This is a genomic window from Amycolatopsis sp. NPDC051071, from assembly GCF_040682875.1.
Taxonomy (GTDB): Bacteria; Actinomycetota; Actinomycetes; order Mycobacteriales; family Pseudonocardiaceae; genus Amycolatopsis.
Map to the genome: position 1 here is coordinate 32,237 of NZ_JBFBBY010000029.1, position 26,126 is coordinate 58,362.

At 67.6% G+C, this 26,126-nt stretch carries 24 protein-coding genes and 1 pseudogene; 13 read left to right on the forward strand and 12 right to left on the reverse strand.

Features of this window, described 5'->3' with window-relative positions; all coding sequences use genetic code 11:
* Positions 1–27 precede the first annotated feature (27 nt).
* Together AB0M65_RS12780 and AB0M65_RS12785 are read left to right on the forward strand one after the other, a co-directional pair.
* Positions 28–1,293 (forward strand): MFS transporter, encoded by a 1,266-nt coding sequence (locus AB0M65_RS12780; protein ID WP_364025868.1) that lies wholly within the window; start codon positions 28–30, stop codon positions 1,291–1,293.
* Positions 1,290–2,297, forward strand: a complete 1,008-nt coding sequence (locus tag AB0M65_RS12785; RefSeq protein ID WP_364025871.1) for a hypothetical protein — start codon at positions 1,290–1,292, stop codon at positions 2,295–2,297. The genes AB0M65_RS12780 and AB0M65_RS12785 overlap by 4 nt, the downstream gene beginning before the upstream one ends.
* Positions 2,298–2,313: 16 nt before the next feature.
* On the opposite strand, the gene AB0M65_RS12790 is transcribed toward AB0M65_RS12785, so the two are convergent.
* The 6 genes from AB0M65_RS12790 to AB0M65_RS12815 all read right to left on the reverse strand — a co-directional run bounded on the left by AB0M65_RS12790 (position 2,314) and on the right by AB0M65_RS12815 (position 10,400).
* The gene (locus AB0M65_RS12790) at positions 2,314–3,297 is read right to left on the reverse strand and encodes a helix-turn-helix transcriptional regulator (RefSeq protein WP_364025874.1); all 984 of its coding nucleotides are present in this window, start codon (positions 3,295–3,297) and stop codon (positions 2,314–2,316) included.
* Between the two features lie 130 nt (positions 3,298–3,427).
* Positions 3,428–4,147 carry a trypsin-like serine protease gene (locus AB0M65_RS12795; RefSeq protein WP_364025877.1) on the reverse strand — a complete coding sequence of 240 codons (720 nt, stop codon included), beginning with the start codon at positions 4,145–4,147 and terminating at the stop codon, positions 3,428–3,430.
* 467 nt (positions 4,148–4,614) lie between these two features.
* The gene (locus AB0M65_RS12800) at positions 4,615–5,850 is read right to left on the reverse strand and encodes a cytochrome P450 (RefSeq protein WP_364025880.1); all 1,236 of its coding nucleotides are present in this window, start codon (positions 5,848–5,850) and stop codon (positions 4,615–4,617) included.
* Between the two features lie 133 nt (positions 5,851–5,983).
* Positions 5,984–8,935, reverse strand: coding sequence for a BTAD domain-containing putative transcriptional regulator (locus AB0M65_RS12805; protein ID WP_364025883.1), 2,952 nt, complete (start codon positions 8,933–8,935; stop codon positions 5,984–5,986).
* Positions 8,936–9,020: 85 nt separating this feature from the next.
* A complete protein-coding gene (locus AB0M65_RS12810) occupies positions 9,021–10,031 on the reverse strand; it encodes a hypothetical protein (RefSeq protein ID WP_364025886.1) in 1,011 nt (336 codons plus the stop codon).
* 3 nt (positions 10,032–10,034) lie between these two features.
* Complete coding sequence (locus tag AB0M65_RS12815; protein ID WP_364025889.1) at positions 10,035–10,400, reverse strand: hypothetical protein; 366 nt, start codon at positions 10,398–10,400, stop codon at positions 10,035–10,037.
* Between the two features lie 242 nt (positions 10,401–10,642).
* On the opposite strand from AB0M65_RS12815, the gene AB0M65_RS12820 reads away from it, so the two are divergent.
* The 3 genes from AB0M65_RS12820 to AB0M65_RS12830 all read left to right on the forward strand — a co-directional run bounded on the left by AB0M65_RS12820 (position 10,643) and on the right by AB0M65_RS12830 (position 14,382).
* Positions 10,643–12,271 (forward strand): carboxylesterase family protein, encoded by a 1,629-nt coding sequence (locus AB0M65_RS12820; protein ID WP_364025892.1) that lies wholly within the window; start codon positions 10,643–10,645, stop codon positions 12,269–12,271.
* Between the two features lie 107 nt (positions 12,272–12,378).
* Positions 12,379–13,167 (forward strand): LLM class flavin-dependent oxidoreductase, encoded by a 789-nt coding sequence (locus AB0M65_RS12825; RefSeq protein WP_364025894.1) that lies wholly within the window; start codon positions 12,379–12,381, stop codon positions 13,165–13,167.
* 201 nt (positions 13,168–13,368) lie between these two features.
* Positions 13,369–14,382 carry a DUF4073 domain-containing protein gene (locus AB0M65_RS12830; protein WP_364025897.1) on the forward strand — a complete coding sequence of 338 codons (1,014 nt, stop codon included), beginning with the start codon at positions 13,369–13,371 and terminating at the stop codon, positions 14,380–14,382.
* A gap of 125 nt (positions 14,383–14,507) precedes the next feature.
* On the opposite strand, the gene AB0M65_RS12835 is transcribed toward AB0M65_RS12830, so the two are convergent.
* A complete protein-coding gene (locus tag AB0M65_RS12835; protein ID WP_364025900.1) occupies positions 14,508–15,365 on the reverse strand; it encodes a hypothetical protein in 858 nt (285 codons plus the stop codon).
* Between the two features lie 327 nt (positions 15,366–15,692).
* Here AB0M65_RS12835 and AB0M65_RS12840 point away from each other — a divergent pair, with 327 nt between their 5' ends.
* Positions 15,693–16,655, forward strand: a complete 963-nt coding sequence (locus AB0M65_RS12840) for an NADP-dependent oxidoreductase (RefSeq protein WP_364025903.1) — start codon at positions 15,693–15,695, stop codon at positions 16,653–16,655.
* On the opposite strand, the gene AB0M65_RS12845 is transcribed toward AB0M65_RS12840, so the two are convergent.
* Positions 16,645–17,664: a glycosyltransferase gene (locus tag AB0M65_RS12845; protein ID WP_364025944.1), complete on the reverse strand. Its 1,020-nt coding sequence runs from the start codon at positions 17,662–17,664 to the stop codon at positions 16,645–16,647. The two genes, AB0M65_RS12840 and AB0M65_RS12845, sit on opposite strands and share 11 nt — an antisense overlap.
* A gap of 204 nt (positions 17,665–17,868) precedes the next feature.
* Between AB0M65_RS12845 and AB0M65_RS12850 the strand changes: the two genes are divergently transcribed.
* A complete protein-coding gene (locus tag AB0M65_RS12850; RefSeq protein WP_364025906.1) occupies positions 17,869–18,690 on the forward strand; it encodes an alpha/beta hydrolase in 822 nt (273 codons plus the stop codon).
* A 414-nt stretch (positions 18,691–19,104) separates the two neighbouring features.
* Here the strand turns inward: AB0M65_RS12850 and AB0M65_RS12855 are convergent.
* Positions 19,105–19,287: pseudogene (locus AB0M65_RS12855) on the reverse strand (hypothetical protein); the annotation flags it as partial.
* Positions 19,288–19,504: 217 nt separating this feature from the next.
* Between AB0M65_RS12855 and AB0M65_RS12860 the strand changes: the two are divergent.
* Positions 19,505–21,049, forward strand: coding sequence for a TetR/AcrR family transcriptional regulator (locus AB0M65_RS12860; protein WP_364025909.1), 1,545 nt, complete (start codon positions 19,505–19,507; stop codon positions 21,047–21,049).
* Positions 21,050–21,096: 47 nt separating this feature from the next.
* Entirely contained in the window at positions 21,097–21,534 is a 438-nt protein-coding gene (locus tag AB0M65_RS12865) for a PPOX class F420-dependent oxidoreductase (protein WP_364025946.1), read from the forward strand.
* 38 nt (positions 21,535–21,572) lie between these two features.
* Here AB0M65_RS12865 and AB0M65_RS12870 read toward each other — a convergent pair whose 3' ends face one another.
* Positions 21,573–21,932: a hypothetical protein gene (locus AB0M65_RS12870; RefSeq protein WP_364025949.1), complete on the reverse strand. Its 360-nt coding sequence runs from the start codon at positions 21,930–21,932 to the stop codon at positions 21,573–21,575.
* A 158-nt stretch (positions 21,933–22,090) separates the two neighbouring features.
* Positions 22,091–22,588, reverse strand: a complete 498-nt coding sequence (locus AB0M65_RS12875; protein WP_364025911.1) for a MarR family transcriptional regulator — start codon at positions 22,586–22,588, stop codon at positions 22,091–22,093.
* 99 nt (positions 22,589–22,687) lie between these two features.
* Between AB0M65_RS12875 and AB0M65_RS12880 the strand changes: the two genes are divergently transcribed.
* Complete coding sequence (locus tag AB0M65_RS12880; RefSeq protein ID WP_364025914.1) at positions 22,688–23,986, forward strand: amidohydrolase family protein; 1,299 nt, start codon at positions 22,688–22,690, stop codon at positions 23,984–23,986.
* Positions 23,987–24,069: 83 nt separating this feature from the next.
* Here AB0M65_RS12880 and AB0M65_RS12885 read toward each other — a convergent pair whose 3' ends face one another.
* The gene (locus AB0M65_RS12885; protein WP_364025917.1) at positions 24,070–24,627 is read right to left on the reverse strand and encodes a hypothetical protein; all 558 of its coding nucleotides are present in this window, start codon (positions 24,625–24,627) and stop codon (positions 24,070–24,072) included.
* Positions 24,628–24,968: 341 nt separating this feature from the next.
* Between AB0M65_RS12885 and AB0M65_RS12890 the strand changes: the two genes are divergently transcribed.
* The 3 genes from AB0M65_RS12890 to AB0M65_RS12900 are packed head-to-tail and all read left to right on the forward strand — an operon-like array spanning position 24,969 to position 25,961.
* Positions 24,969–25,295 carry a PadR family transcriptional regulator gene (locus AB0M65_RS12890; RefSeq protein WP_364025920.1) on the forward strand — a complete coding sequence of 109 codons (327 nt, stop codon included), beginning with the start codon at positions 24,969–24,971 and terminating at the stop codon, positions 25,293–25,295.
* Positions 25,292–25,648, forward strand: a complete 357-nt coding sequence (locus AB0M65_RS12895; protein WP_364025923.1) for a DUF1048 domain-containing protein — start codon at positions 25,292–25,294, stop codon at positions 25,646–25,648. The genes AB0M65_RS12890 and AB0M65_RS12895 overlap by 4 nt, the downstream gene beginning before the upstream one ends.
* Position 25,649: 1 nt before the next feature.
* Positions 25,650–25,961: a DUF1048 domain-containing protein gene (locus AB0M65_RS12900; RefSeq protein ID WP_364025926.1), complete on the forward strand. Its 312-nt coding sequence runs from the start codon at positions 25,650–25,652 to the stop codon at positions 25,959–25,961.
* The last annotated feature ends 165 nt before the right edge of the window (positions 25,962–26,126 follow it).

A 26,126-nucleotide genomic window follows, 5' to 3' on the forward strand; every position in this document is an offset into this window, starting at 1 on the left:
TTCGCATGTCAGGAGGCAGACCCAGCCATGTACTTGTCCACCGTCGACCGGTCCTCCGGCAAACGCACCCGCACCGGTCCGCGCGGCACGATCAGATCCGTCGGTGGCACCGTCGTGGTTCTCGGCACGGTCAGCCTGCTCACCGACATCTCCTCGGAGATGGTCACGGCCGTGTTGCCGCTGTACTTCGTCCTCGCACTGCACGTAAGCCCGGTGGTATTCGGCCTCATGGACGGCCTGTACACCGGCGCGACCGCGTTGCTGCGGCTGGTGGGCGGCTATGTCGCCGATCGCTTCCGCAGGCGCAAGGCCGTCGCCGGGATCGGTTATGGCATCTCGGCGCTGGCGAAACTGGCGCTGGCAGCGGTCACCGGTGTTCCCGCACTCGGCGCGGTCCTTGTCGCCGACCGCGCGGGGAAGGGCCTGCGGACGGCACCACGCGACGCGCTGATCAGCCTGTCGGTCCCCGAGTCCATGCTCGGCCGGGCGTTCGGGGTGCACCGGGCCATGGACAGTGCCGGCGCGTTCGCCGGTCCGCTGGTCGCCCTCGGCGTACTGGCCGCGGTCGGTACCGGTGCTTCGAGTGGCTTCACCGCGTTGTTCTTCGTCAGCTTCTGCATCGCGGCCTCCGCCGTACTGGTCTTGATGCTGTTCGCCCGCGACCGCACCGACGCGCGCACGGCCGCCACCAGTGTGACGCTGCGCGGTGCGATGGGTTTGATGCGTGGTGCCGAGGCACGCAAACTGCTCGGCGCGGCGGCGGCACTGGGGCTCAGCACCGTCGGAGACGGGTTCGTCTACCTGATCCTGGTGCGACAGCACGACGTGGCGGCAGGCTGGTTCCCGCTGTTCGCGGTGGTCCCCAACGTGGTCTACCTGGTGCTGGCAGGCCCGTTCGGCGCGCTGGCCGACCGCGTCGGCCGCCGGGTCATGCTGCGCTACGGGTACGCCGCGCTGGCCGCGGTCTACCTTCTGCTCACCCTCGACCTGCCGGGGATTCCGGCGATCGGTGCGATCTTGGTGCTGTACGGCGTGTTCTACGCGGCCACGGACGGGGTGCTGATGGCGCTCGCCGGACCCTGCTTCCCCGCCGAACTCCGCACCACGGGGCTCGCCTGTGTGCAGACCGTCCAGGCGCTGGCCTATTTCGCCTCGTCAGTCGCGTTCGGACTCGCCTGGGCAGGCTGGGGTGCCGCTGCCCCCACCGGCGTCGCACTCGCCGTCGCGTTGCTGGCGTGCGGGCTCACCTGGGTGCTGCTCCCGAAGCACGCCAAGCCAGGAGAGACACGATGAGGCGCCGTACCCGGGTCGGCGTCGCCGTCGCGGGCTGCACCGTTCTGGCCGTGCTCGCCGCGCTGGCCATCGCCGTGGCCCAGCCCGCGGGCCCTGCAACGGCGGCGCTGGGCACCGTGTCGCTGACCCCGGCTCCAGGCCTGGTGGCCCGGAGCACCGCCGCCGACAGCCACGGGCATCTGATCTCGGCGCCGGCCGATCCGCGCCGCGGGCCACGGACGGTGTCGCCGGTCCAATGCGAACGGCTGTTCGCGGCGAACGGGACCGGCGCCTGCCTGCGGCAGGACGGAGACCTGACCACCTATCAGCTCGCGGTGCTGGACGAACACCTGGCGGTACGCCGGGAGATTCCTCTCGTCGGCGTGCCGAATCGGGTCCGGGTCTCGCCGAGCGGACGGCTGGTGACATGGGCGGTGTTCGTCACCGGTGATTCCTACAACGGCGGAAGGTTCTCCACCAGGGTCGGGATTCTCGATACCCGCACCCAGGATCTGGTGCCGACCCTGGAGGACTGGACGGTCACCGTCGCCGGTCGGCCCTACACCGCCACTGACCTCAACTTCTGGGGTGTCACCTTCGCCGTCGACGACCGGCACTTCTACGCCACCATGTCCACCGGCGGCCACCGCTACCTGATGCTCGGCGATCTGGAGGCACGGCGCCTGGAAACGGTCCGCGACGGCGTGGAGTGCCCGTCCTTGTCACCGGACGGGACCAGGATCGCGTTCAAGGCGGCGCGCGACGGTGAGCCTTCCCATGGCTGGCGGCTGTCCGTGCTGGAGCTGGCCACCGGCCGGGTGACGCCACTGGCCGAGACCCGCGGTGTCGACGACCAGGCCGCGTGGATCGACGAGCATACGGTCGCCTACGGCCTGCCTCGCGACCACGACGGCTCCGACGTGTGGACGGTTCCGGCGGACGGCACCGGCACCCCGGCCGTGCTGATCCCGGACGCGGACTCGCCCGCCGCACTCGACGTCGGACGCCCGCCGTCCGACGGCTGACGTCGACGTGCCGCCGTCATATCCATCCTTCCCTGGCGGCGTGCAGAGCCAGCTGAAACCGGGTCAGCGCCCCGGCCCGCGTGGTGAGCTGCTCCAGGTGACGAGAGAGGGTCCGGCGGCTGATCCCCAGCAACTCGGCGATCGTGTCGTCGCTGACACCGGTGGACAGCAGCTCGAGAACGCGCCGGTTCACCGGGCTCAGCGCCGGGGGGACCGCCTTGTCCAAATGCATCGGCAACGCCGCGCGCCAGGACGCCTCGAATAATCCGGTCAGCGCCGAAAGCAGGCTTGAGGGCCGCACGAGCAGCAGCGAGTCGTTGACCTCGGCCTCCACGGAGGACATCGACACGAGGGCAAGGCGGCGGTCGTACACCGTGAGTTTCACCGGCACGGACGGCAACACCCGAGCCTGTTCGCCGGCGGCGATACACGGCCGGATGTTGCCGGCGTAGTAGGAGCTGTTCTGCACCGCGGACCGGGAATAGACGACGCGGTAGTCCACGCCGCGTTCCAGGTTGGCCACTTCGACCGGGTTGGGGACGGCGTGCGTGTGATACGGCGGCGAGTCGAAACGCAGCACCTGCGACTCCGCCGACTCCTCGATATGCCAGACCCGGTCGATGATCGACGCCCCGGTGACCACCTCGAGCAACTCGCCGGTGGGTTGCTGGCTCACCGAGCGCCGATACGCGCGATACGCGTTGAGCGCGGCCACGTGGGACCGCTGCAGCTCGGCCGACCTGGCCGCCGCCAGCTGTTGCAGGGCGATGTTCGGTTCCACCGGCGCCAGCTCGCGGCCGTCACGGCCCGAGTACGCGAGCAAACCTTGCCTCACGAGGTGCTCGACCTCGACCCGCACATCCTCGGCCGAGTGACCCAGCAGACCGGCGACGTCGTCGAGGTCCGAAGGCCCGGTGTCCAGTACGGCCGAGTACACCTCGATCTCCCGCGAGGCAAGGCCCAACCGCCGCAAGTCGTCCGGCAGGCTGTCGATACTCACCGGCTGTGCTCCTCTGGGAAATGAACTACAACTGTGCCGGGGCGCCAACGCGGAGGATCGATCCACCCTTTGTCCAAAATGGACGAAGGGTGGATCGATCAGTCAGTCCGGTGAACACCGAAACCGGCGATCAGGCGCCGGTCTGCTGCCTGATCCAGCTCAGGTGCTGGGCGATGCCGGTGTAGAGGGTGCTGGTGGCGCATTCGCCGTTGTTGTCGCCGGGGCCGTGCGTTTCCCCGACCAGGGTCCAGCGTCCGGTGGTGCCGACGACCGCGGGGCCGCCGGAGTCGCCGTGACAGGCGGAATGCCCGCGATCACCGGAGATGCAGACGTCACCGGAGCCACCGCCCCCGGCGTAGCAGGAGCTGCTGGGAAGCACCCGGAGATCGATCTGGCGCAGCGTGGTCGGGGTGCTGCAGCTCGGCCAGCTGGTGCAGCCCCAGCCGAGGAGCCGAGCGGTCGTGTTCGACGCCGGATTGCTCGTGGCCATCGCGACCGGAGCGGCGCGGACGGCCGTGGACAGGTGCATGAGGGTGAGGTCTGTGCCGGGTTTGGTGACACGGCGGTCGATCCTGCCGACCTCACCGCCCGAGTTCTTGTTCGTCGAACCGATCCGGCCCTGCGACGCGCTGCCGCAGTGGTTGGCCGTCACGATCCACTGGGGTGCCACGAGGCTGCCGCCGCAGCCGTTGCTGAGCGAGACCATGAAGCTGTAGGTCTCCGTGGCGGTGGTCCCCCCGATGATCGAGGGCTGGACCCCCGAGTCTGTTTGGGCGTTCGCGATTCCGGGGGTGGCTACCGCGAGTGCCGCGGCCAAGATCCCGAGAGCGACTGAAGCCAGTTTTCGCATGGTTGCTCACAATCCGGCGGCCGAGCCGCCTGGTGGTCGTGGATGAGTGAGGGGGATGCGGGAATCCGGCAGAGGAGCTCGATGCCGGAAAACAAAGATGTCCGACAACGGGAGAAACGGAATACCGTCCTAGGTAGGGAGACGAAAGTCGCGGATCGTTCCGGTCAAGGACCGGTACGCGGAACGTCCGTCTGGCTCCCCCTTTCCGGCCGCCGCAAGTCGGTCACCGCCGAAAGTCCGGAACGTTCACGGCCCGGCCGGGATCGTGGTTGCCCGGAAAACAGGCCAGTGGAATGATTTCTCCGAATTGCCCGGAATGTTCCTCGTGGCAGCCTGATCTCGGCGGTGATTGATACAGGGTATGTCTCGTCCGCGTGGATTCGGCCATCGCGGGAAAGTTCCCACCCGGGGATTATGCGGAAATCCGGGTGCACTGTAATTGCGTATACGGGGACGAACGAGCCTGCTTACGGTGCGGCGGACGGCTGAGGGCCGTGCAGCAATACCGGCAGCGCGCGATGCCCGTTGGAAATGAATGAGTCGAGGTGCCGCAGTGCGTCCGGTGAGGTCGCGAGTGTCATGTCCGGAAACCGCTCGAACAGGGCGGGCAACGCGATCGCCGCCTCCAGCCGCGCCAGTGGCGCGCCGAGGCAGTGGTGCGTCCCGTAGCCGAAGGCGACATGCGACTTGTCGGCGCGGGTGGCATCGAACGCGTTGGCGTCCGGCCCGTGCAAGGCCGGATCCCGGCCGGCGGCGGCGTAGCCGGCCATGATCGCCTCGCCCTGCCGGATGACCACGTCGGCGACAGGGATGTCCTCGACGGCGTACCGCAGCGGAAGATGCGCCACAGGTGCCTCCCAGCGCAGGGTCTCCTCGATCGCGTCCTGCCAGGAGATCCGCCCGGCGCGGATCAGCGCGAGTTGGCCGGGATGGGTCAGCAGTGCGGTAATGGCCTGGTCGAGCAGATTCACGGTGGTTTCATGGCCTGCCGAGATGAACAGGATCAGGGTGTCGATCAGTTCGGTTTCGTCAAGGCGGGCGCCGTCGTCCTGGGTGTGCGCGGCGATGAGCGCGGTGGTGAGGTCGTCGCCGGGGGACAACCGCTTGGCGGCGACGAGTTCGGTGAAGATCGAGTGGATATGCTGATACGCGGCCAGCATTTCCTCTTGGCTCGCCGAGGTCTGGAAGAAGACTTCGACAGCGTGGCGTAGCCCGGCGCGGGCCGGGTCCGGCACGCCGAACAGCTGGCAGATCACTTCGATGGGCACCGGATAGGCGAAACTCTCCCGCAGGTCAACGGGTTTGCCCGGCGGCATGGCCGCGATCTTCGCCAGCAGGCCGGTGACGATCCGGGTGATCCAGGGTTGGAGCGTGGCGATCCGGCGCGCGGTGAACGCCTGCGTCACGAGCGAGCGCAGCCGTTTGTGGTCGGTGCCGTACGCGGTGAACATGTTCCGCACCGAGACCCACACCAGCAACGGCCAGTCCGTGCTGACCTCGGCCAGCGCCGGCCAGTGCTGTCGAGCATCCTTGGATACGCGGGGGTCGCTGAGCAGACCGCGCAGCATTTCGTAGCTCGTCACCGACCAGGCCACCACGCCGCCCGGTAGTTCCACCTTGGTGATCGGGCCACGTTCACGCAGCCGCTCGTTTTCGGCATGGATTTCGTGGCCGTTCGGGTCCAGCACCAGGGGACATGTCACCGGAGATCACCCTTTCCGAGGCGGATCGGACCCCGTCCAGCGTGCCAGCAACGCCGTCGTCCGGCTATTGGCCATTCGGTGACAAGACAAGCCCGAGACCAGCTGAAAGCGCGCAGCCTTGCTGAACGCCTGATCAGGCGGGATCGTTCACGGCCGGGTCGTCAGTCAGCCGCCTGGATCGCTCCCAGGCGCCGTCGGCCTTCGCGGGTTCGCCCATCACCTGGTAGGAGTCGCCCAGCTCGCGAAAGAGTTCGGGCACCAGGCCCGTGCTGGCAGGCCGGTCCCGGCGCACGGTCGCCACGAGCACCGCCAGCGCGCGCTCGAACTCGGAGCTGGGGAAGACGAACCGGACCAGCGCGCCGACCGCCATCGAGCCGATCGGCTCGGGGCGGCGGTCCCTCGACAACCGCAGAGCTTCGTCGAGCAGGGACTGGGCACGCACGTCACCCTGGCGGGTGTAGCCGCAGGCGAGGTAGACGAGTGTCATGGCCTGGGTCGCCCGGTGGCCGAGCGTGCGGAACAACGCCAGTGCCTGTTCGAACGCGGCGACCGCGTCGCCGGTCTTGTCCTGGGTGCTGAGCACCGAACCTTCGAGCAGCCAGGCGAACGCCTCGCTCGGCAGGTCCCCGAGCCGCCGGGCCAGTTCCCTTGCCCGGCGCAGGCACGGCGCGACCTCATCGAGCCGTCCGGTGTCGCGGTGGATGAGCGCCATCAAGATCAACGCGCTCACGGTGCTCACCCACGCTTCACCGCGCGCGGCCTTGTCCGCCTCTCGCAAGCACTTCAGCGCTTCCTCCCAGCGCTCGGCGAGCCGGAGTGCGGCGCCGCGCAACCGCAGCGCGTCCGCCTGGCCCCGGCGGTCGCCGAGTCCGGCGAACAGCCGGTGCGCCGCGGCCGCGTGCTCGTGCGCCGCCTCGTGGTCCACCGGCAGGATGTGCAGGGCGAGTCCGCGCAGCGTCACGGCCTCGCCCAGCCGGTCGCCCGCCACGGTGCTCGCCCGCAGCGCGGGCCGGTTCGTCTCGTCCCATTCGTCACGCAGATTCCGGATCGCGAGATAGCCGGAGGCGATCTGGGCGGCTTCCCACGCGGGTTCAGGGCAGGCCGCGTCGGCGGTGTCCTGCACCACCACGAGCAGGGAGGTGCGTTCGGCGTCGAACCACGCGAGCGGATCGGCGAGCAGTTCCCTGGTGCAGCCGGCGGTCAACGCGGGCCGGGGAACGGTCCCGCCGATCAGGTTCAGCACTTGGTGCGGGAGGCGCCGGTTCGCGTCGTCCGCCAGCGCGAGCCAGCAGCCGACCGTCCGGCGCAGGGACTCCGCGCGGACATCCTCGTTGTCCTCCGCGAACGCGCATTCCCTGGCGAACAACCGGGTGAGGTCGTGGAACCGGTACCGCGCCCGTCCCGTGGCGTCCACATGGGACACTTCGACCAAGTGGACGTCGACCAGCGCTTCGAGCAGCTCCTCGGCCTCCGGCGCCGACACGCCGAGCATCGCGGCGCCCGCCCACGAGGCGAAGTCGGGCACCGTGAGCAGCGCGAAGGTTCGGAACGCGTGGCGCAGCCGCGGGGCCAGCCCTTGATAGCTCAGCCGCAGGCTGGCCCGTACGGCCAGGTCGCCTGCCACGAGCTCGTCCAGGCGACGTCGTTCGTCGGAGAGCCGTCGGACGAGCTGCGAAACGCTCAGACGCGGCCGGGCGACGAGCCTGGCCGCCGCCACCCGTACGGCCAGCGGCAGGTAGCCGCACAGCCCGGCCAGCTCCGCGGCCGCTTCGGGCTCGTCGCCGATCCTCGTCGTCCCGGCCACCTTCGCCAGCAGCCCGACCGCCTGCGCGGGGGTGAGTACGTCCAGCCGGAGATGGCGGGTGCCCTCCAGCCCCAGCAACGAGGTCCTGCTGGTCACCAGCACGGCCACCGAAGGCGTGCCCGGTAACAGCGGCCGCACTTGCGCTTCGCTCGCCGCGTCGTCCAGGAGGATGACGAGGCGGCGGCCCGCGAGCAGGCTGCGAAACAACGCCGAGCGTTCCTCCAGCCCCTCGGGCAGATGCCCGCTCGGCACGCCGAGTGCGGAGAGCAGCCCGACCAGCGCCCTGTCCGGCTCCAGCGGGCCGGGCCGGGCGCCGCCGAGATTGACGTAGAGCTGACCGTCCGGGAATTCGGCCGCCAGCTCGTGTGCCACCTGGAGCGCCAGCGCGGTTTTGCCCACTCCGCCTTGTCCGGCCAGTGCGGAGATCGACCCGCCGTGCCCGGCGCGGGCGTGACCGAGCAGCCGGGTGACCTCCGCGTCCCGTCCGGTGAATTCCGCGACGGCTAGTGGCAGCTGCGCGGGTTTCACCGCGCGCAGGGTGACGCGGGCGGTCTCGGCGGCGGGCGGGTCCAGTGCCGGATCGGCGCACAGGATGTCCTGCTGCAGCTTCCGGAGTTCGCGGGAAGGTTCGAGTCCACTGTGCTGTCCCAGATCCGCCCGCAGACGGCGGTAGGCCGCCAGGGCGTCGTCGGGGCGGCCGTCGCGGTAGAGCGCGAGCATCAGCTGAGCGGTGAGCCGTTGCTGACGGGGATGCTGCCGGGCCAGCGCGGTCAGCTCGGGCAAAGCCTTGGCGTGCCCGCCGAGACGCAGGGTCACCTCGGCGTGGTCGAGCCGGGCGGTGAGCCATTCCTGTTCCAGCGACGGCACGAGCCGGTGGCGGATCAGAGCCGAGTCGACGTCGGCCAGCGGGCTGCCCCGCCACAGCCGCAGCGCGTCCGCGAGGATCGCCTCCGCCCGGACGTCCTGGCCGGCGCCGAGCGCGCCCGCCCTGGTCACCGCGCTCCGAAATCGGTACAGGTCGATCGCGCCGGGGTCGACGTCGAGCAGATAACCCTGGCCGCGCCGGATGATGGCCGCCTCGCCCGCGAGCACCCGGCGGAGTCTCGAGACCGTGACCTGGATCGAGTTTGCCTGCCCGCGTGGCGGCCGCTCGCCCCACAGCGCCTCGGCGACCCGGTCGGTCGGCACGACCCGGCCCGCTTCGAGGGCGAGCAGGCCGAGTACGCACCGCAGCCGAGCCGCGCCGAGCGGGACCTGGCAGCCGTCTTTGGTGACTTCCACCGGGCCCAGCACACCGAGTTCCATACCGGTGTCGACTGCGCCGGGCGTCGGTTAGTTCCTCTTGCCGGGAAACCCTTTGCAGTCGCTACCCGGCCAAACCGGACAACCGGCGGGAGACCGCGCTGCCCGGGTCCATACGCGCGACGCCGTCCGAGTGCTGGGCTTTCTGAAGTTTCACGATCAGCTCGTCGGGCATTTCGTCGGTCCGGAAGGTCACGGGGTCGAATTTCCCGCCAGGAAGCAGGTCCAGCGGCTCGGGCAACTTGTCCCCGATGGCCATTTCGGTGAGCTGCCGTAGCTTGGCCGCGAGTTCCCCGTTGGCATGCTCGATGCCGCGTCGCATCTTGGTGACCTGCTCCATCAGCGACTCGGAGATTTCGTACGGCGAGCCACCCGCCAGCTGTACCGGATCGGCGGCCAGTTCCGAGATCCCCACGCTCAGCATGTTTCCCGCGGCGCCCGCTGCCCCGGTGGCACCGACGGCGGCGAGGGTGATCCCGCCGGTGACCGCCGCGGCCGCGGCCAGCCCGAGCAGACCCGTCGCGGCCCCGGCCAGGCCCGCTGCCAAGACCTTCAGTCCGATGTTCGCTCTCGTGTGCTGGGAGGCGTGAAACTGCTTGACCGCCTCCTTGAGGCCTTCGGCCAGCTTCTTCAGGTCCTCCTTGGCCGCGACGGCGATGTCGTGTGCGGCCACCGCCCCGGCTTCGAGCTGGCTGAGATTACTGACCCTGATCCCGATCGCGGCCTTGGCCCGGTCGATGCGCTCCTTGGCGGCGGTGGCACCGTTGCCGGACCAGTTTTCCAGCTGCTTGGCCGCCAGGTCGTACTCGATGACGTAGTCGTTGCCCAGCCGATACCACGTGCGGTGCAGGGTTTCGATGAGCTCTTCGAGCTGCCTGACGTCGGTGTCCGACACATCACGGAACAGCGACGTCACCTCCTGCCGGGTGTCGGGGTGGATGCCGTTGACCTGCGGCATGGCCGAGTGGTCCAGGATCTTGAGCTGCTCGACCATCGACTTGAGTGCCTCGTGCAGGTCCGGGCTGATCTCGTCGGGGTTGAACGGAGGATCGAACAGGTCTTCGAAGGCGCCCATTGTTCAGCCCTGCCCCTGGTCGGCGGCGCGGTACAGCTCGGCCACGTGCCCCAGCGCTTCGGCGAGCTCGACCGTGTGGTCTCCCAGCGTTCTGAGCTGGCTTTCCAACAGCACCCGGTACTCGTCGTAGGCGCGGGCGACGTTGACGAAGCCGAGTTCGCGGCCGAAGGCGTTGTCCGGCGCGTTGAGCTTGAGCTGGGTGTAGTGCCCCTTCCCGTCCGATCTGGGGATGACGCTCACCGGCGCCGGCATATCCGGTATGTCGGCCTTCCCGGTGCCGAACCCGGCACTCAGGACGATGTTGCCCCCGTCCTCGAGCTTGATGGCCGCTTGATGCAGCTCGCTCAGCTCCACTTCGAAATCGGGCATGGTGGTCTTCCCCCTTGGCTGGTCGGTTGCCCAGCAGGCTAGGAAGGAGTCCTTACCGGCCACTGATCCGCGGCTGACCTGCCGCCGCCCGGTCAAAAGTCCATCTTGACCGGGAAATTGACAATTCCGGCGCGACCGAACGGAGGTTGTGCCGCCCGGGGTGGTGGTCAGACTGGAAGTCGGTCGTCGTGTCGCGAATCTTCCGCTCGGGCCCTTGGCGGAACGGGAATGGAGGAGGACGGATGAGACTCGACCGGAAGGTGCTCGCCGCCGTGGCGGCCGTCGTGATGCTGGTGGTGCCGGTGGCCGGTTCGGCGTCCATGGCCAGTGGTCTGGACACGGAGGTGCCATCCGCGCCTGCCTGCTCGCCGGGCACCACGGTGGCGACCGACGACGGTCCGGTGTGCGGTGTCGCCGGCACGGAGGTCACGTCGTGGCAAGGAATCCGTTATGCCGCACCGCCGGTCGGGGGCCTGCGCTGGAAGCCGCCGCGGCGGCCGGCCCCCTGGACCGAGCCGTTCGCCGCGACCAGCGAGGGCAACCAGTGCGCACAACCGTCCGGTGCCGGTCCGGGCTCGGACAACGAGGACTGCCTCAACCTGACCGTCCGTGTGCCTGCCAAGGCGGGGCCAGGGCCGTTCGCGGTGATGGTGCAGCTCCACGGAGGAGGTTTCCTGTTGTGGAAGCCGCAGGACGCGAGCCGGCTGGTGACGGCGGGACAGGTCATCAGCGTGGAGGTCAACTACCGGCTCGGGATCTTCGGTTTCCTCGCTCACGGGGCGTTCGGCGAGCACGCCGGCAACTACGGGCTGCAGGACCAGCAGGCCGCTCTGCAGTGGGTGCGGCGCAACATCGCGCGGTTCGGCGGTGATCCGCGCGCCGTCACGATCTACGGCGATTCCGCCGGTGGATCGAGCGTCTGCGCCCACACCGCCTCGCCTGCTTCGGCGGGATTGTTCCAGCGCGGGATCAGCGAAAGCGGGGAGTACAACTCGCTGCTCGGCGTGGATACCGTGTGGCAGGCGCAGGACTGCAAGGCGAAGCTGTCCACCGAGAACCAGGCTCAGCGCGCCGGGGCACGGTTCGCGGCCGCCGTGGGCTGTGGCGTCGTGGCCGAAGCCGCCGTATGCCTGCGCGGGCTACCGGCGGCGACCCTGCTCAAGCAGGCGGGGCACGGGAGGGAGCCGGACAGCGGAACGATCGCGCCGATCGTGAACGGGACGACGTTGCCGATGTCGCCGGGGGAGGCCTTCGCCACCGGGCGAGTCAACGACGTGTCACTGATCCACGGCGTGGCACGCGACGAGACCCAGCTGCCTTCCGCCTCGACCCCAGCCGACTACGACCGGCTGGTGGCCCAGCAGTACGGCGAGCACGCGACCGAGGTCCACCGGGCGTATCCGCTGACGCGGTTCCCCGCGCCCGCACCCTTCCTGGCCTTCCGGACCATCGTGGCCGACTCCAACTCCGTCTGCCCCTCCGTGCTCAACAACGCACGGCTGGCGCGGCACATCCGGGTCTACGCCTATCAGATGGACGACCCGGACGTACCGCCGCAGTTCTTCGTCGACCCCACCAAACCGAACGGCGCCTACCACATCGCCGAATGGCTTCTGCTGTTCCCGAACGGCGTCAAGCTCAACCCCAACCAGCAGGTGCTGTCCGACCAGCTTGTCGCGCAGTGGACGGGATTCGCCCGCACCGGCAATCCCACGGTGGACGGAACGCCCCGCTGGGAGCCCTATACCAAGGACAATCCCGTCGTCATGTCCCTCAACGCCGGGGGAGACAGCCAGCTCACCACTGAGATCCCTCGCCAGCACAAATGTGAACTCTGGAACGCGCTGACACCGTTCAACGGACGCCGATGACCGCGGCGGGCCGCTCGGTGAGTGTTCCTTTCCGCTCGCCCCTCATGACCGCGACACGCGGACCGGACACGCCACCTTTGCCTTGTTCCCTCTATATCCTGGCGATCATGTCCGAAGTTCGCGTGGGTGTGGTGTTTCGTCCGGAGTTACCGCCGGAGAAGTTGCGGGAGACGGTCGTCGCGGCCGATGAGGCCGGTATCGAGGAGCTATGGCTGTGGGAGGACTGTTTCCTCGAAGGAGGTTTGACCTCCGCCGCGGCCGCGCTGGCATGGAGTGAGCGGCTCACCGTCGGGATCGGGCTGATGCCGGTACCGCTGCGTAACGTCGCCGCCGTCGCCATGGAGATCGCCACGTTGGCGCGGCTTTTCCCGGGCCGGTTCGTCCCGGCCGTCGGACACGGGGTGCTCGACTGGATGGCGCAGGTCGGCGCGCGTGCCGCATCGCCGATGACCTTGCTGCGTGAACATGCCGACGCCGTCCGGCGGCTGTTGCACGGCGAGACCGTCAGTACTACCGGGCATTATGTTCAGCTCGACGGGGTGGCGCTGGGCTGGCCGCCGGACCAGGTGCCCGCGCTCATCATCGGCGCGCGAGGGCCGAAAACGGTCGCGCTGGCCGGCGAGGTTGGCGACGGCGTGCTCTTGGACGCGCCGCTCGCCACGCCGGAGTATGTCGCGTCGGAGGCCGCCCGCGCCGCCGAGGCCGCGCGAGCCGCGGGCCGACCGGCGCCGCGAGTCATCGTCTTCGCCGAGGTCGAACCGGACGTGCCCGCCCTTGGTGACCGCGCCCGCGCTCTCGTCGCCGAGCTGGCTGCCGCGGGCGCCACTTCGGTCATCCTGCAGTGCCCCTCGCAACACCCCGACCCGGGCCCGCTCATCGCCGCGCTTTCCCGCTGACCATCGAGGACTTGGTAGACGCCCCGTCCTCGAAGACCGGTAGCTATCTGTGTACCGAGATGCCGCGCCAGTACCTGGCGGCCACCGGAACCTGAAGTTACCTTCGCGTACACACCCCGGCTGGCGCGACGTCATCGGTGAGCATCTCAGACGTCCTACCTTTGCGCCGTTGGTACTGGTGTAGCTGAATGTGGGTGTCGAATGGATCGCAGGTCGTTCATGCTGGCCACGGGTGGCGCGGTGGCCGCGACCGCCGCGCTGGGAAGCCCGGCGGAGGCCACCCCCGGCCGTGACCCGCTCGGCCCGGCCGTGCGGTTCAACATCATCAGCGATATCCAGGGCGATCTGGCCGATTTCGGCAAGGCCTTGAACGACATCAACGTCACCAACCCGCGCGGCGCCGGTCTCGGCGTGGCGGGGGACATCACCCCGCGTGGCTACGACTTCGAGTACGCCCAGGTGCGGTCGGTGCTGGACAAGCACCCGCATCCGAAGAAGGTGGTCTGGGCCATCGGCAACCACGAGTTCTATGTGCCGAAATGGCGGGACCCGGACACCCTCGCGCAGGAGACCTGGCCCAACGGCACCACCGAGGACTCGCTGTTCCGCAGCTTCTACAACTTCGCCGGGCGCAACACGGTCTACTCGGAGACCTCGTTCGACGGGGTGCCGGTGTTGTGCCTCGGCACCGAGCGCTACGCCAAGTACCACGACCCGAAGCTGTGGGACGAGGTGTGGCTCAGCGACCGGCAGTTCGCCTGGCTGGAACAACGGCTCGCGTACTGGGATCGGTGGCGCAAGCCGGTGATGGTGCTGACCCATCACCCGCTGCCGAACACCGTGTCCGGCACCCGCAACAAGCTTTACCTCAGCGACTACCTTCAGGCCGATCGGCTGCTGTCGGTGCTCGGCAAATACCGGGACGTGTTCCTGTTTTCCGGGCACACCCACTGGGATCTCAACCTTTCCGACTGGGTAACCCGACGGGTCGTTCCGGGCAGCGGCAACCTCGAAGGCTTCACCGTGATCAACACCGGCGCCGTGCAGACCGGCTGGGTGGACGACGGCAAGGGTGGCGAGGTGTCCCTGGGCGGCACCTTCAACCAGGGCCTCCAGGTCGAGGTGTATCACCGGGCGGTGGTGATCAAAGCACGGGACTTCACCACCGGCACCTGGCTCAAGCAGCTCACCGTGCCGCTGCGAGACAGCTTCTGAGTATCGCGGTTTGATTCGCCTGCCGCGTGAATCGATATATTCCCCGCGGCCGTCACTATAGCTTTCTTGGCGAATAAACCGGCAGCCGGATGAATTCCCGGCTGCCGGTTTTCGCTTTCCTCGGATCAGGGACGGTAGATCTCCTTGACCATGGCGATCTGGTCGTCACCGTTCACGCTGATTTGCGCGAGCACCGGATTGCCGTCCTTCAGTTGCCGGAGCAGCTGATCCTGACCGCACGGCCGGTTGCCGAAGCCTTGGTCGTCGATGGTGACCGATTCGCTCGGGCACAGGGTGGCCGCGCTGAGCACCTTGGCGCCTTGCCACAGCGGAAGCCGGTAGGCCTTGCCGTCGCCTTGCTGGTCGGTGGTCAGCTGGAAGCGGACCATCCGCACGTTGGCGTCGTACCCGGTGAACTGCACCGACTGGGTGGTGTTCGGGAACTTGTGGACCCGCTGATCAGGTGCCGTCCCAGTGCTGCCGGAGGGCTTGGTCTCCAGCTGCAGGGAGCTGTTGGGCACGCCGCAGGTCACCGCGCCCTCGCCGCCACCAGCGGAGTCCGCCTGACGGGCGCAGGTCCACTTCCCCTGGACGTCGAGCACCCGCTCACCAGGGCCTTCGGCCTGCGGCAGCTTCTGGTAGTACTCGGCGATCACGGTGAACGCCTCGGTGCAGCCCGGTTTGGTGCCGTCGGTGGCTTCCACCGCGATCAGGTCCATCTTCTGCCGCCCGGGCGCGCCGACCGGACCGCCGTGACGGCTGCAGTTGACGTCGCCGTTCGCCGTGGCGCCGGAACCTCCGGCGGCCGCTCCCTGTCCGGCGCCTTCCGGCACCTGCTCGACGGCTGCCGTCTCCGCCGCGTTCCGCATCGGCGAACCATTTCCCGCGACATTGCCCCCACTGCACGCGGAAAGGAGTGCGGCAGCGGCGACTGCCCCGCCTGCAATTGCCAGTTTGATTGTCTTCTTCGCGGTGATTCCCATTCTTGGCGCCCCTCTCGCGTCCTTTGTTGAAGCTTTGTCCAGAAGACGTCGGAATCGGAATCGGGTTGCTTCGGGGAGCCGGTATCGCACAGAGTTGCCCGAATGTCCTGCCCGTCGTGTCCCGATGGGCAGGACTTCCGCCTGCTTCGCAACCTGGAGCGAGGATCGACTCTTGCGTGAGACGCAATTAGTTCTTACGGATATTGCACTGGAAATCAAGCCCCGGCCGGTCGATACTGGTTATCAGGAGTTCTCGGCAGCGCCAGACGCGGCCCCTCACCGGGCAATGCCGACAGAGCCAACCCCCACTACGACAGGAGCCCAGTCATGCCCAGAATCGTGCGCCCGACCGCCTATGGCACACCCGATGTACTCGCCGTGACCGAAGTCCCCGCACCGCGGGCGGCCGCCGACGGCGTGGTCGTCGAGGTCCGGGCCGCCGGGGTCAACCCGATCGACTGGAAGCTCTACAGCGGGGCTTTCCACGACGTGGACGACGACCACAAGGACGCCGCCGGGATCGCCGCCTCGATGCCCTCGATCGGGCTGGAGTGCGCGGGCGTCGTCACCGAGGTCGGCCCGGACGTGACCGATGTGCGGGTCGGGGATGAGGTCATCGTGTATCCGGTGACGGCCGCTTACGCCGACTACATCACGGTTCCGGCCACCTCGCTCTTCATCAAGCCCGCCGGGCTCGGGTGGGCCGAGGCAGGGTCGTTGATGCTGACCGGCACCACCGCTGTCCACGCACTGCACGCCGCCGGTGTGGGTGCCGGGGACACGGTGCTCGTCCACGGCGGATCCGGCGGCGTCGGCCTGATGGCCGTACAGCTGGCCACCGCTTCGGGAGCGACGGTGATCGCCACCGCGTCCGAGCGCAACCACGCCCTGTTGCGCGAGCTCGGTGCCGTCCCCGTCGTCTATGGCCCCGGGCTCGCGGACCGGGTGCGCGCCACCGCGCCGCAAGGCGTCACCGCCGCGGTCGACCTCGTCGGCACCGGCGAGGCGCTCGACGTCTCGCTGGAGCTGGTGGCCGATCGCACCCGGATCGCGTCGATCACCGGGCCGCCGCGCCGCGCGGAGGCCGGTATCAAACTGCTCGGCTACGGGCCGGGAGAGGACGCGGGCGCCGAACTCCGCGACGCCGCCCGCGGTGACCTCGTCGAGCGCGCCGGGTCCGGGGCGCTGCGCGTCATCGTCGACTCCACCTTCCCGCTCGCCGAAGCCACGAAGGCCCACGAGGTCGGCATCGCCGGGCACGCACCCGGCAAGCTCGTGCTCATTCCCTGACCGGCGGGAACCGGGCCCATCTCCACAGGTCGCCGGCGACCTCGTCAGGGGATGGCATGCGGGAGATCTCTTCGGCGATCACGCGTGCCGCGTCGCGGTGCTCGGTGTTTCCGTGGTGTGGCAGCAGTTTCCGCGTGTATTCGGTGATGGCGTCCGCGCTCAGCTCGTCCGGGAGGAGGCTGAGCGCGGCGCCCGCGGCACTCAGCGCTTCGGCGTTGGCGAATTGGTCGGCTCCCTGCGGGAGAATCAACTGCGGGGCGCCGACGGAGAGCGCGCCGAGGGTCGTGCCGCTTCCGCCGTGGTGTACGACCGCGTCGACGTGTGGCAACAGATCCGCTTGCGACACCCACGCCCGGACCGTGACGTTGTCCGGCACGGCGCCGAGTTGTTCCGGGTGGATCCGTCCGGAGGCGACCACCACCTGTGCGTCGAGCGTGGCCAAGCCCAGAATGGCCATGGTGAGTAGTTCCGGCGTGCCGAACGCGGTGCCGAGGGTCAGATAGATCAGCGGTCGCGAAGTCTTCTCGGCGCGCCACGGTGACGGTTCGGAATAGGGGACAGGCCGCAGTTCGACGCGTTCGGCTGACGCGAGGAAGTCCTTGTCCTGTAAGGACGGCGGGCAGATGTCGAGATGTGGCCTGGCAGGGGCACCGGCGGCCGGTGTGATTGGCTGGAGTCCGATTCCGTCGGGGAACATGCGGCCGAACCCATGCCAGAGGCCGGGAATCCCGGCGCGTTCCGCGGCGATGGCCGTTCCCGGTTGCCCCCATTCGTGCACGACGAGGTCGGGCCGTAGCCGCGCCAGGTCCGGTTCGAGATCCTCGGCGTAGATCTCGTAGAACGAGTCCGCGGGACGAAAGGGCCGGAGCCCGTTCCTGAGCAGGGGAGCGTGGACGCTCTCGCCTGTGGCGAAGTGCACCTCGTGACCGGCGTTCCTGGCGGCGATCGCGAGCGGGATCAGCGGATAGGTGTGGCCTGCCGATGCGAGGCTGGTGAAAAGTACGCGGATTTCAGGCCACCTTCACTTCAGATGTTCATATCAGATGTTCATGTCATCTGGATGCGACAGTACTCTATCGTCACCTGGCGCGGCAACGATCCGCGCTCGGGCGCCGTCCACCGTCCGTGCCTGCTGCGGCTCGTGGCAGGAATGTGTCGATCACTGTCTTTTCGGACTCTCGGCGGGGAGGGGGAGCCCCGGCACAGTGGTCTCATGAGTGAAACCACGGGCGTTCTGAGGACCGCGGTCCTGGTCGACGGTGAAATGGCCAGCTATCTCACCGTCAAGCAGGACGGGCCGGTCGTGTTGCTGCTGCACGGGACATATTGGAGCCGGGTGTGGCTTCCGGTCCTGGGCCGCATGGCGGCGGCGGGGCTGCGTCCTGTCGCCGTCGATTTCCCAGGTATGGGCCGCTCGGGCGGCGAACTCACCCGGGAAACGGCCACGGTCCCGGCCCTCGCGGACTGGACGACGCGATTCGCGGCCGCGCTGAAGATCTCCGGACCGATCGCCGTGGCGGGTCATGACATCGGCGGCGCTGTCGCCCAGCATCTCGTCGCTCACGATCGGCTGGAAGTGCGCCGCCTGGCCTTGGTCAACTCGGTCGCATACGACTCCTGGCCGTCGCCCCACGTGGCCAGGCTCTTGGACCCGGCGCCCACCGCCGACGACTTTCTCGCCGCCCGGCGGCAAGCGGTGACGACGGACCTGGCCGGCGCCGCCACGGAGCAGCGGATCGCCGACTATCTCGATCCGTGGACCGATCCGCGAGGCCGTCGTTCCTGGCTGGCCATGGCGGGTGCCGCCGACAGCCGCTACACCCTTGACCTCGTTCCCCTCCTGCGGCGGTCCGCGACACCCAAACTGCTGATCTGGGGCGAGGACGACCGTTTCGAGAAGGTGGAGTACGCTGAGAAGTTCGCCTCGGAGATCCCGCGAACCACGCTCATCCGGATCCCGGAAGCACGTCACATCCCCACCGAGAACGCCCCGGACCGGATCGCCCGCACTCTCGCCGAGTTCTTCAGGCCGTAGCCCTTCGCAACCCCGCAGGTGGTCCCGGGCTTGTCCATGAAGGAATCGGGACACTCAACGTCCCAATTCCTTCATGGACGTGGGCAGTGTGAGGTCCTCCCCACCGGCATAGCTGGTATGTCCACTGTGGACCGGCGAGGTGGTGGCGATGACGATCTCGGTGGCGAACTCGTCGATGGTGGGCAGCCTGCCCGCCGCGCGGCGGCGTGCCTCGACCGTGCCGGGTTCGGCCCGGTCGAGCAGGGTGCGGTGGTGGTTCCCTCGATCAGGTCCCCGGACACGACGACGAGGCTGACGTCGCGTCGCGCCAGGTGGGGGATACGTGCGCGGAGCGCGTCCTCGCCGGGCGCGCTTGCTGAGTGCGACGGGCTCGTACGCGGGCAACAGCGGCAGGGCGCGGTCGACGACATACACCTCCGCGGCGCCTTCGGGCGGGTGGTCACCGTGCAGGCCGTCGATCAGGCGCTCGGCGCTGACCACTCGCCCCGCGTCGAGGGCAAGGAGCGCGAGCAACCCGCGCAACTGGGGACCGCCGAGAGCGACCAGGCTCCCGCCGGGACGGCGGGCTTCGACGGGCCCGAGAATGGCGAACTGCACACCGCCGATTCTGGCCTACGACCGCGGGCTCCGGCCACCACACGGCACTTTGCGGTCGCGGCAATCGTCCGATTTGGACGATCCGAGCGCGAGGTGCGGCCGAGGGAAGCAGGCGGGGAGCGCTGGGCCTGCCGGGAAGACCCGTCGCGGGCTCGGCGGCCTCGACGATTTCCCGCCGGACGGGGTCAAGGCGGGTGACTTGCGGCAGAATGACGGGATGGCATCGCATGAACAGGCAGACACGGAGAGCCGGATTCGGAGGTCGCGGCTTCCCGGGAGCAGCGGACTGGCGCAGATTGTCGCCGCTGCCCGTCAAGTGTTCACCCAAGTGGGCTATAGCGCTGCGTCGATGGGCGAAATCTCCGAGGCCGCCGGTATCACCAAGCCCGCTTTATATCGGCATTTCGGGGACAAACAGTCCTTGTACGCGGCCGTCCTTGAGGTTGTCGGCGACGATTTGGCGCACGCTATCGTGAATGCGGCTTCCGGCCAAAGTTCGCGGGAAGAAAAGGCTGCCGCGGCGGTGCACGCCTGTTTCGAAGCCCTGATCGAGGGCGGAGTGGCGAACCTGCTGATGGCATCCGACGCGCAAGACGACCCGTCAGTCGGCTCGGCGGTCGACAAGGTATGGCAATCGGCAGCCGACAGGATCCTGCGCGTTGTCGCGCTGCGGGGGAAGAGGAGCGATCAGGCTGAACTCGACGTGTTCGGCACGATTCTGGCCAGAACGTTAGGGGCGATACCAGTACTCCTGTCGGACAGTGACTCGCGTGCCGATCGATCGACTGTTGAACGGTTAGTGAAAGAAATGGTCAGGAGTTCTCTGCCGGGTCCGTCGGGCGGTGCCGATCAGGCGGCTCTCATCGAACTGGACAACGGGGACGCACGCGCCAGGGAAGGGTACCGGCATCTGATACAGCACGTGGTGCCCGCTGTACCGCGCGTGGTTCACGCGGTGCCGGTGTCGATCTATCTGGAATCCGGCACGGCCGCGGCCGAGGTCGAATCGGCGGTACTGGAGGTGCTGGTCGCCAACGAAATCGTCGTGGCGGAAGTCAGGGGGCCGGTGATCGGCTCGTGGTTTCGCTTGATGCTGGGCCGCACCAAGAAAGCACTGACTTCCGAGCAGATGGCCGACACCATGACGCGGCTGGAACGGGCAATCGAACTGCAGGTGCTGCACAAGCCTCAGGCGGAAATCAACTCCGCCGAACTGGACGGGGTGGCGAAGCTGATCGCCGCTCTCGGCCAGGAACAGAACGCGTGTGTCCAGCTCGGCTCCGTCTTCCTGCTCAAGGTCGACGGCAATATCGTCTCCCGTAACGTGTCGCAGCGCGAAATGGCTTTCCTGGAACGGAATTCCGGCCTGCTGGGCACCCCGCGCGAGGTCCTGGCCGCGCTGGAACGCGCGGCACACGGCGTCGAGACGGCGGACAACGTCAGCATCGAGGACGGAGCCGTCCGGCTCAGCCTGCGGCAGCCGGATGACCGGGGCCGCGTCGGTCTCACCGTCTCGGTCGGCGACGGGGTGGCAACCGTCTACGAAGTCGGCTTCGACGTGCCGGCGAGCCCGGTCCCGGTGTCTTCCGGTGTGACTCATGTGCAGGCGCACCACGACATGGCGGTGATCCGCGCGGAGGGGGTGACCATCACGGTGCGCCGCCTTTCGGCCCCGGCCAAGCAGTACCAGCTCGTAGTGGCGGCCGAAAACGGCCCCACCACGAGCTACGAGCTGGACTTCACGCGGCCACGCGGGGCGTGACGCGGCGGCTGGTGACATTCAAGGATACGACTTCGTTGGAGGATTACGTGGCCGGGTTGAGTGAGCAGATCCGCGGCTGGATCGCGGCGCCGAACTTCTGGCACCTGGCAACGGTGAACCTGGATGGCTCGCCTCAAGTGTCGCCCATGTGGATCGACGTCGAAGGCGACCACATCGTGTTCAACACCGCCGTCGGCCGCGTGAAGGAAGAAAACCTGCGCCGCGATCCTCGCGTGTCACTGTCCTGCTTGGACAGTGACAATCCCTACGACCGAGTCGTGGTCCATGGCCGGGTCGTCGAGTTCATCGAAGGTGATGAGGCAGACCACTGTATGGACCGGTTGGCGAAGAAATACGTCGGAACCGACCGTTTCGAATGGCGGATCCCCGGCGAGCGGCGGGTCAAGGTTCTTGTCGAGCTGATCCGCGTTCGCCACATCGACGGAGTCGAGCCCTTCCGGCGTGGAGTCCTGCCACAGTCTTGAGACGGTTTCCGGGCGGGGCGGTCAGCGCACGCGAGATCTCAGCTGCCGTCGCCCGCACGCTGGATCAGATCGGCCACGGCGGCCGGGTGGCTCAGGTAGGGCGAGTGGCTGGTGTCCCATGTTTCCGTGCGAGAGCAGCGCCCGGCGAAGCGGTCCGGAAGCGGGGTCGCGATGGTCCGGTCTCGCCGCCCGCGGAGATAGATCGACGGGGTGTCCCGCCAGCTCACGTGAGTGGGTGTGGCGCCGAAGATCGACGGAGGTTCCGGACGCAGCAACTCCACCGCACGCGTGGCCGCCGGTTCGCCGACGTCGCCGTAGAGCTTCGCCCTGGCATCGTCCGGGGCCAGCCGAAGCCGTCCGTCCGCGTCCGGCATCGCGAGCAACCACCGGCGGCTCAGACGAGCCCGAGACGATGGCCTCGACCTTCGCTGTGCTCTCGTCGAGCGACAGTTCGTAGAGGTCGGGCACCTCCACCGATGATCACGTCAGTCACTTGCGCACGTTACCGCTCATTTACCGGCTGATGCCACGTACGCGGGCCGACACCTCGCAGTTGTCACAACCGGTGTTCCTCGGTGAAGGCGGGACCAGCCGCTGCGGCATCCGGCGCACAGTCGGCCGGATTCTCGTCGAGATTGGCGAGGAGCCTTCTCAACAGGTCCACAAAGAGAGCGACTTCGTCGGCGCTGAAGCCTCGCAACGCCTGATCGTTGGTCTCGAACAACGCCGAGTGCACCTGGGTGAGCTTTGCCCGGCCGTTCTCGGTCAGCGAGATCAGGCTGACCCGTCGATCATGCTCGGCGGGGGAGCGCCGGATGAGGCCGTCGCGGTCCATCCTGGCCAGCAGCTGGGCCATAGACGGCTGCTCGACCCTCGCCAGCACCGCCAATTCCTTCTGGGAGAGGCCGTCGGCCTTGCTCAGCGCCGCCAGCACGGGCATCTGCGCGAAAGTCAGCCCCAGCGGTCGTAGTCGCTGGTCGTTGATCCGGGACAACGCACGCGAGGCGATGTTGATCCACGCGGCGGGTGCGGTGTCGAACCTCGGGAGCGTCACGCCGCGAAGTATATAGGAGCCTATTGACCGATTACATAGGCTCCTATATGGTCGGATGCATAGGAGCCTATGTAGTTGCCCGCCAAGAGGGAGAGATACGTGATCATTCGCAACGTGACCGTCATCGACGGGCTGGAGACGGCCCCGATCGCCGATGCCGAAGTGGTGGTGACCGATGGACGGTTCAGTGCCATCCGGCCGGCTGCCGACGCGCCGCCGTCGACCGGCGACGGTGCCGTATTCAACGCGCGGGGTGGCTACCTGGTGCCGGGTCTGTGGGAGAGCCACACCCATCTGGGCGGGCACGCCTACGCCAAGCCCGAGAACGAGCGGACGAAGTACGTCTCCCAGCTGCTCACCGACTTCCTGGATGTCGGGGTGACCAACGTCGTCGACCTCGGCGGCCCGCTGGAGGTCGAGCTCGCCGCCCGCGACTACCGCGGCAAGGCCACCGACGCCGCTGCCGAGTTGTTCTTCGCCGGGCCGGTGTTCACCGGGGTGAAGGGCTGGCCGGTTCTGGACGATCCGGCGCGGGCCCCCATCGCCTATCAGACCGACAATCCCGACGTCGCCTATCGCCAAGTACTGGAATTGGCTGATCAGGTCGACTTCATCAAGTGCATCTACGACGGCGAGCCCGGCGCTCCGGACAAGCTGTCCCTCGACGCCCTCAAAGCCATCGTCGCGGCCGCGCACGAGAAGGGCAAGAAGGTACTCGTGCATGTCCACGAACGCATCGATGTGGAGGAGGCGGTGGCCTCCGGCGCGGACGGCATCGAACACGCTTTCCGGCCGCAGGACCCCGGCAGTACCGCGGAGGCTCGCGACGTCGCCGCGCTACTGGCGGAGACGAACACCTATTACTGTCCCACGCTGGTCACCTGGGAGCAGATCGCGCACAACGGCGAGGCCGGCTATTTGCGGCAATTGGTCGACGATGGTTTCGCCACGCACGACGACATCCCGCAGATCACCGGCCGCCCGATCTACGGGCGCGAGTTCCCCCGGCATTCGGCGCGGGACTCCCACGTCCGTTTCGACTATGCGATGCGCACGCTGGCACTGATGCACGACGTGGGAGTGAAGATCACCGCGGGGAGCGACGTGGCCATGTTGATGCCCTCGCCACCCGTCGCCCTGCTGCGAGAACTGCTGTTGCTGGCAAAAGCGGGCCTGCCACTGCCCGCGGTCTTGGCGGCCGGTACCCGGCACGCGGCCCAGAAGATCGGTAAGCAGGCGACGGCTCCGGGGACGATCACCGTCGGATCCGTTGCCGACGCGCTGTTGCTCGACGCCGATCCCTACGCGGATATCGCGCACTTGATCGACCGTTCCCACCACATCGGGACGTTGCGGGCGGGGCGACCGAACTGGGACGAGGGCCACCCCCGAGCCTGACCCGGCCGATTCCAGGCCCGGCGTGGAGATAGCGTGGTTGTCGCGGCCGGTCGGTCACAGCGACCGGCCCGGCCGCGCGGGTGTCAGCTACCGACCTGGTAGTTGGGCTGCTCGTTGAACGGCAGTTTGTGGAATCCCTCTTTTTCGATGCGCTTGCTCTTCTTCGACTCCCCGTCGACTGTGGATCGCCCGCTGTACCGGTAGAGGCCGTCGCTCGCGTTGGCGATGAAGACAGTGCAGTCGTAGCCATTTCCGACGAGCGGATAGCCGTCGACATCACTGTTCCAGGATGTCAACTTGCCGACGTACGCGTGGGGGTACTTTCTCTTATAAGCGTTGAGGTAGGTATCGAGCTGGCGGTAAGCCTTGCCGGGCGCATAATATTCATCGGACTCGGATTTAATCTCTCCGACATAAATCCACAAGTCGCCGACGCCGTCGTCCTCTCGCTCGTCTTTGATCGCGACGAGATCCGCCCGGAGCATTCCGCCGAGTGGGTTGTCCACCTCGGCCTCGATGATGAGTTGGTAATTATCCGACAGGTGGCCTTCGCAAAAAGCTTCTTGGACCAGTCGGTGTAGATCGTTTCCGATATCGGTGGCGATCTTAGTATCGTTACGCACGCCGGAAACTGTGGCCACTTTGTTCCCTTTCCCGTCGGTGGAATCACCGGTAGAGCCCCACGCAAGCGATCGGGATTGATTCTTGCAGTGCGGCTGTGTCCGGACATACGGCCAAAGGAGCGAATATCGGTAACTACTCTTGAGGTAGTGAGGGTCGGTGTCCGCGTCTATGAAGGATTTGGGACGTTGAGTGTCCCAAATCCTTCATAGACAAGCTCGTGCGCTTCTGATAACCGGCGGCTTGGTAGGCCAATCCCCCTTGGTCATGTTGTGAAGGCGGCTGGACGGGGTCCACTACCTAGTGATACGTTGTACTGGTACTCGGTGTCATCGAGTACCGGAGACTGAAGAGGATCACGATGGACGACCTGACGGAGATGCTGAAGGGCACACTCGAGGGCTGCGTGCTGGAGATCATCGGCGGCGAGGAGACCTACGGGTATGCCATCACGCGCCGCCTGAACGAACTCGGTTTCGGCGACGTCGTCGAGGGAACGGTTTACACCATCCTGCTGCGACTGGAGAAGAACGGGCTCGTCCAGGTGACGAAACGACCGTCCGGGCAAGGGCCGCCGCGCAAGTTCTATGCGCTCAACGACGCGGGGCGCCAGGAACTGGCGACGTTCTGGGCGAAATGGGAATACATCACAGCACGGATCGACAAGCTCAAGGAGGGCGGGAAATGAACTTCTGGGAGACCATCACAGGTAGCGATCTCACCAGGGAAGCGAAAGCGTTCGAAGTCCGGGCCGAGGCATTGCCCGCCGATTACCGGGCGGCGTGGGAAGAAATCAAGGGACACCTTTCTCCCTACGCGGACTTCACCGGGCGGAACCTGATGCCGATCCTCGACGGCGCTCTGGGGCTGCTCGAAGAAACTGCGGCCGACGGGCAGGGCATCGACGAAGTACTGGGTGACGACGTCGAGGGCTTCTGCGCGGCGCTGGCCGGAGGGGAACAGAGCCGGAGCTATCGCGACCGCTGGCGCCGTCAATTGAACGGGAACGTCGCCAGGAAACTGAACCAGCTGGGAGGCTGACGTGGGTATCCAAGACATCATCGAGGGCAAGAAGCAGTGGCGGGCGCATACGGCGAGGGTCAAGGCACTGCCACCGGACTACCAGATCGTCTACGAGGAGATTCAGAAGTACCTCTTCAAGGTGGGGCCGATCGACTTGACCGACGGGCCGCTGCTTCCGGGGATCGTCGATTTCTTCGAGGAGGGCGTCGCGGCGGGCAAGGGCGCCCTGAAACTCATCGGCGACGACGTCGCCGCCTTCTGCGACGACCTCATCGGGGATTCACGCACCTACGCGGACGTCTATCAGGAATCGGTCAGGAAAAAGGGATGACGAGGAACACTACGTCCTCGACCACGGCAAGATGGGTTTCGGTTGACGACTAGGCTCTTGCCGTGACCGACACCGGCGGGTGATCACCGAACTCGGGCCCGAGTGGCGGCATCTCACCTACGACATGCGGGCTCGCGGTAAGGGGCGTGGACCGGGCAGCCGAAC

Coding starts and splice junctions, on each gene's coding strand:
- AB0M65_RS12820 (WP_364025892.1), top strand. CDS start 10,643: ATGAGACTCGACCGGAAGGTGCTCGCCGCCGTGGCGGCCGTCGTGATG.
- AB0M65_RS12850 (WP_364025906.1), top strand. CDS start 17,869: ATGAGTGAAACCACGGGCGTTCTGAGGACCGCGGTCCTGGTCGACGGT.
- AB0M65_RS12890 (WP_364025920.1), top strand. CDS start 24,969: ATGGACGACCTGACGGAGATGCTGAAGGGCACACTCGAGGGCTGCGTG.
- AB0M65_RS12825 (WP_364025894.1), top strand. CDS start 12,379: ATGTCCGAAGTTCGCGTGGGTGTGGTGTTTCGTCCGGAGTTACCGCCG.
- AB0M65_RS12835 (WP_364025900.1), bottom strand. CDS start 15,365: ATGGGAATCACCGCGAAGAAGACAATCAAACTGGCAATTGCAGGCGGG.
- AB0M65_RS12815 (WP_364025889.1), bottom strand. CDS start 10,400: ATGCCCGATTTCGAAGTGGAGCTGAGCGAGCTGCATCAAGCGGCCATC.
- AB0M65_RS12780 (WP_364025868.1), top strand. CDS start 28: ATGTACTTGTCCACCGTCGACCGGTCCTCCGGCAAACGCACCCGCACC.
- AB0M65_RS12895 (WP_364025923.1), top strand. CDS start 25,292: ATGAACTTCTGGGAGACCATCACAGGTAGCGATCTCACCAGGGAAGCG.
- AB0M65_RS12830 (WP_364025897.1), top strand. CDS start 13,369: ATGGATCGCAGGTCGTTCATGCTGGCCACGGGTGGCGCGGTGGCCGCG.
- AB0M65_RS12840 (WP_364025903.1), top strand. CDS start 15,693: ATGCCCAGAATCGTGCGCCCGACCGCCTATGGCACACCCGATGTACTC.
- AB0M65_RS12860 (WP_364025909.1), top strand. CDS start 19,505: ATGGCATCGCATGAACAGGCAGACACGGAGAGCCGGATTCGGAGGTCG.
- AB0M65_RS12795 (WP_364025877.1), bottom strand. CDS start 4,147: ATGCGAAAACTGGCTTCAGTCGCTCTCGGGATCTTGGCCGCGGCACTC.
- AB0M65_RS12810 (WP_364025886.1), bottom strand. CDS start 10,031: ATGGGCGCCTTCGAAGACCTGTTCGATCCTCCGTTCAACCCCGACGAG.
- AB0M65_RS12785 (WP_364025871.1), top strand. CDS start 1,290: ATGAGGCGCCGTACCCGGGTCGGCGTCGCCGTCGCGGGCTGCACCGTT.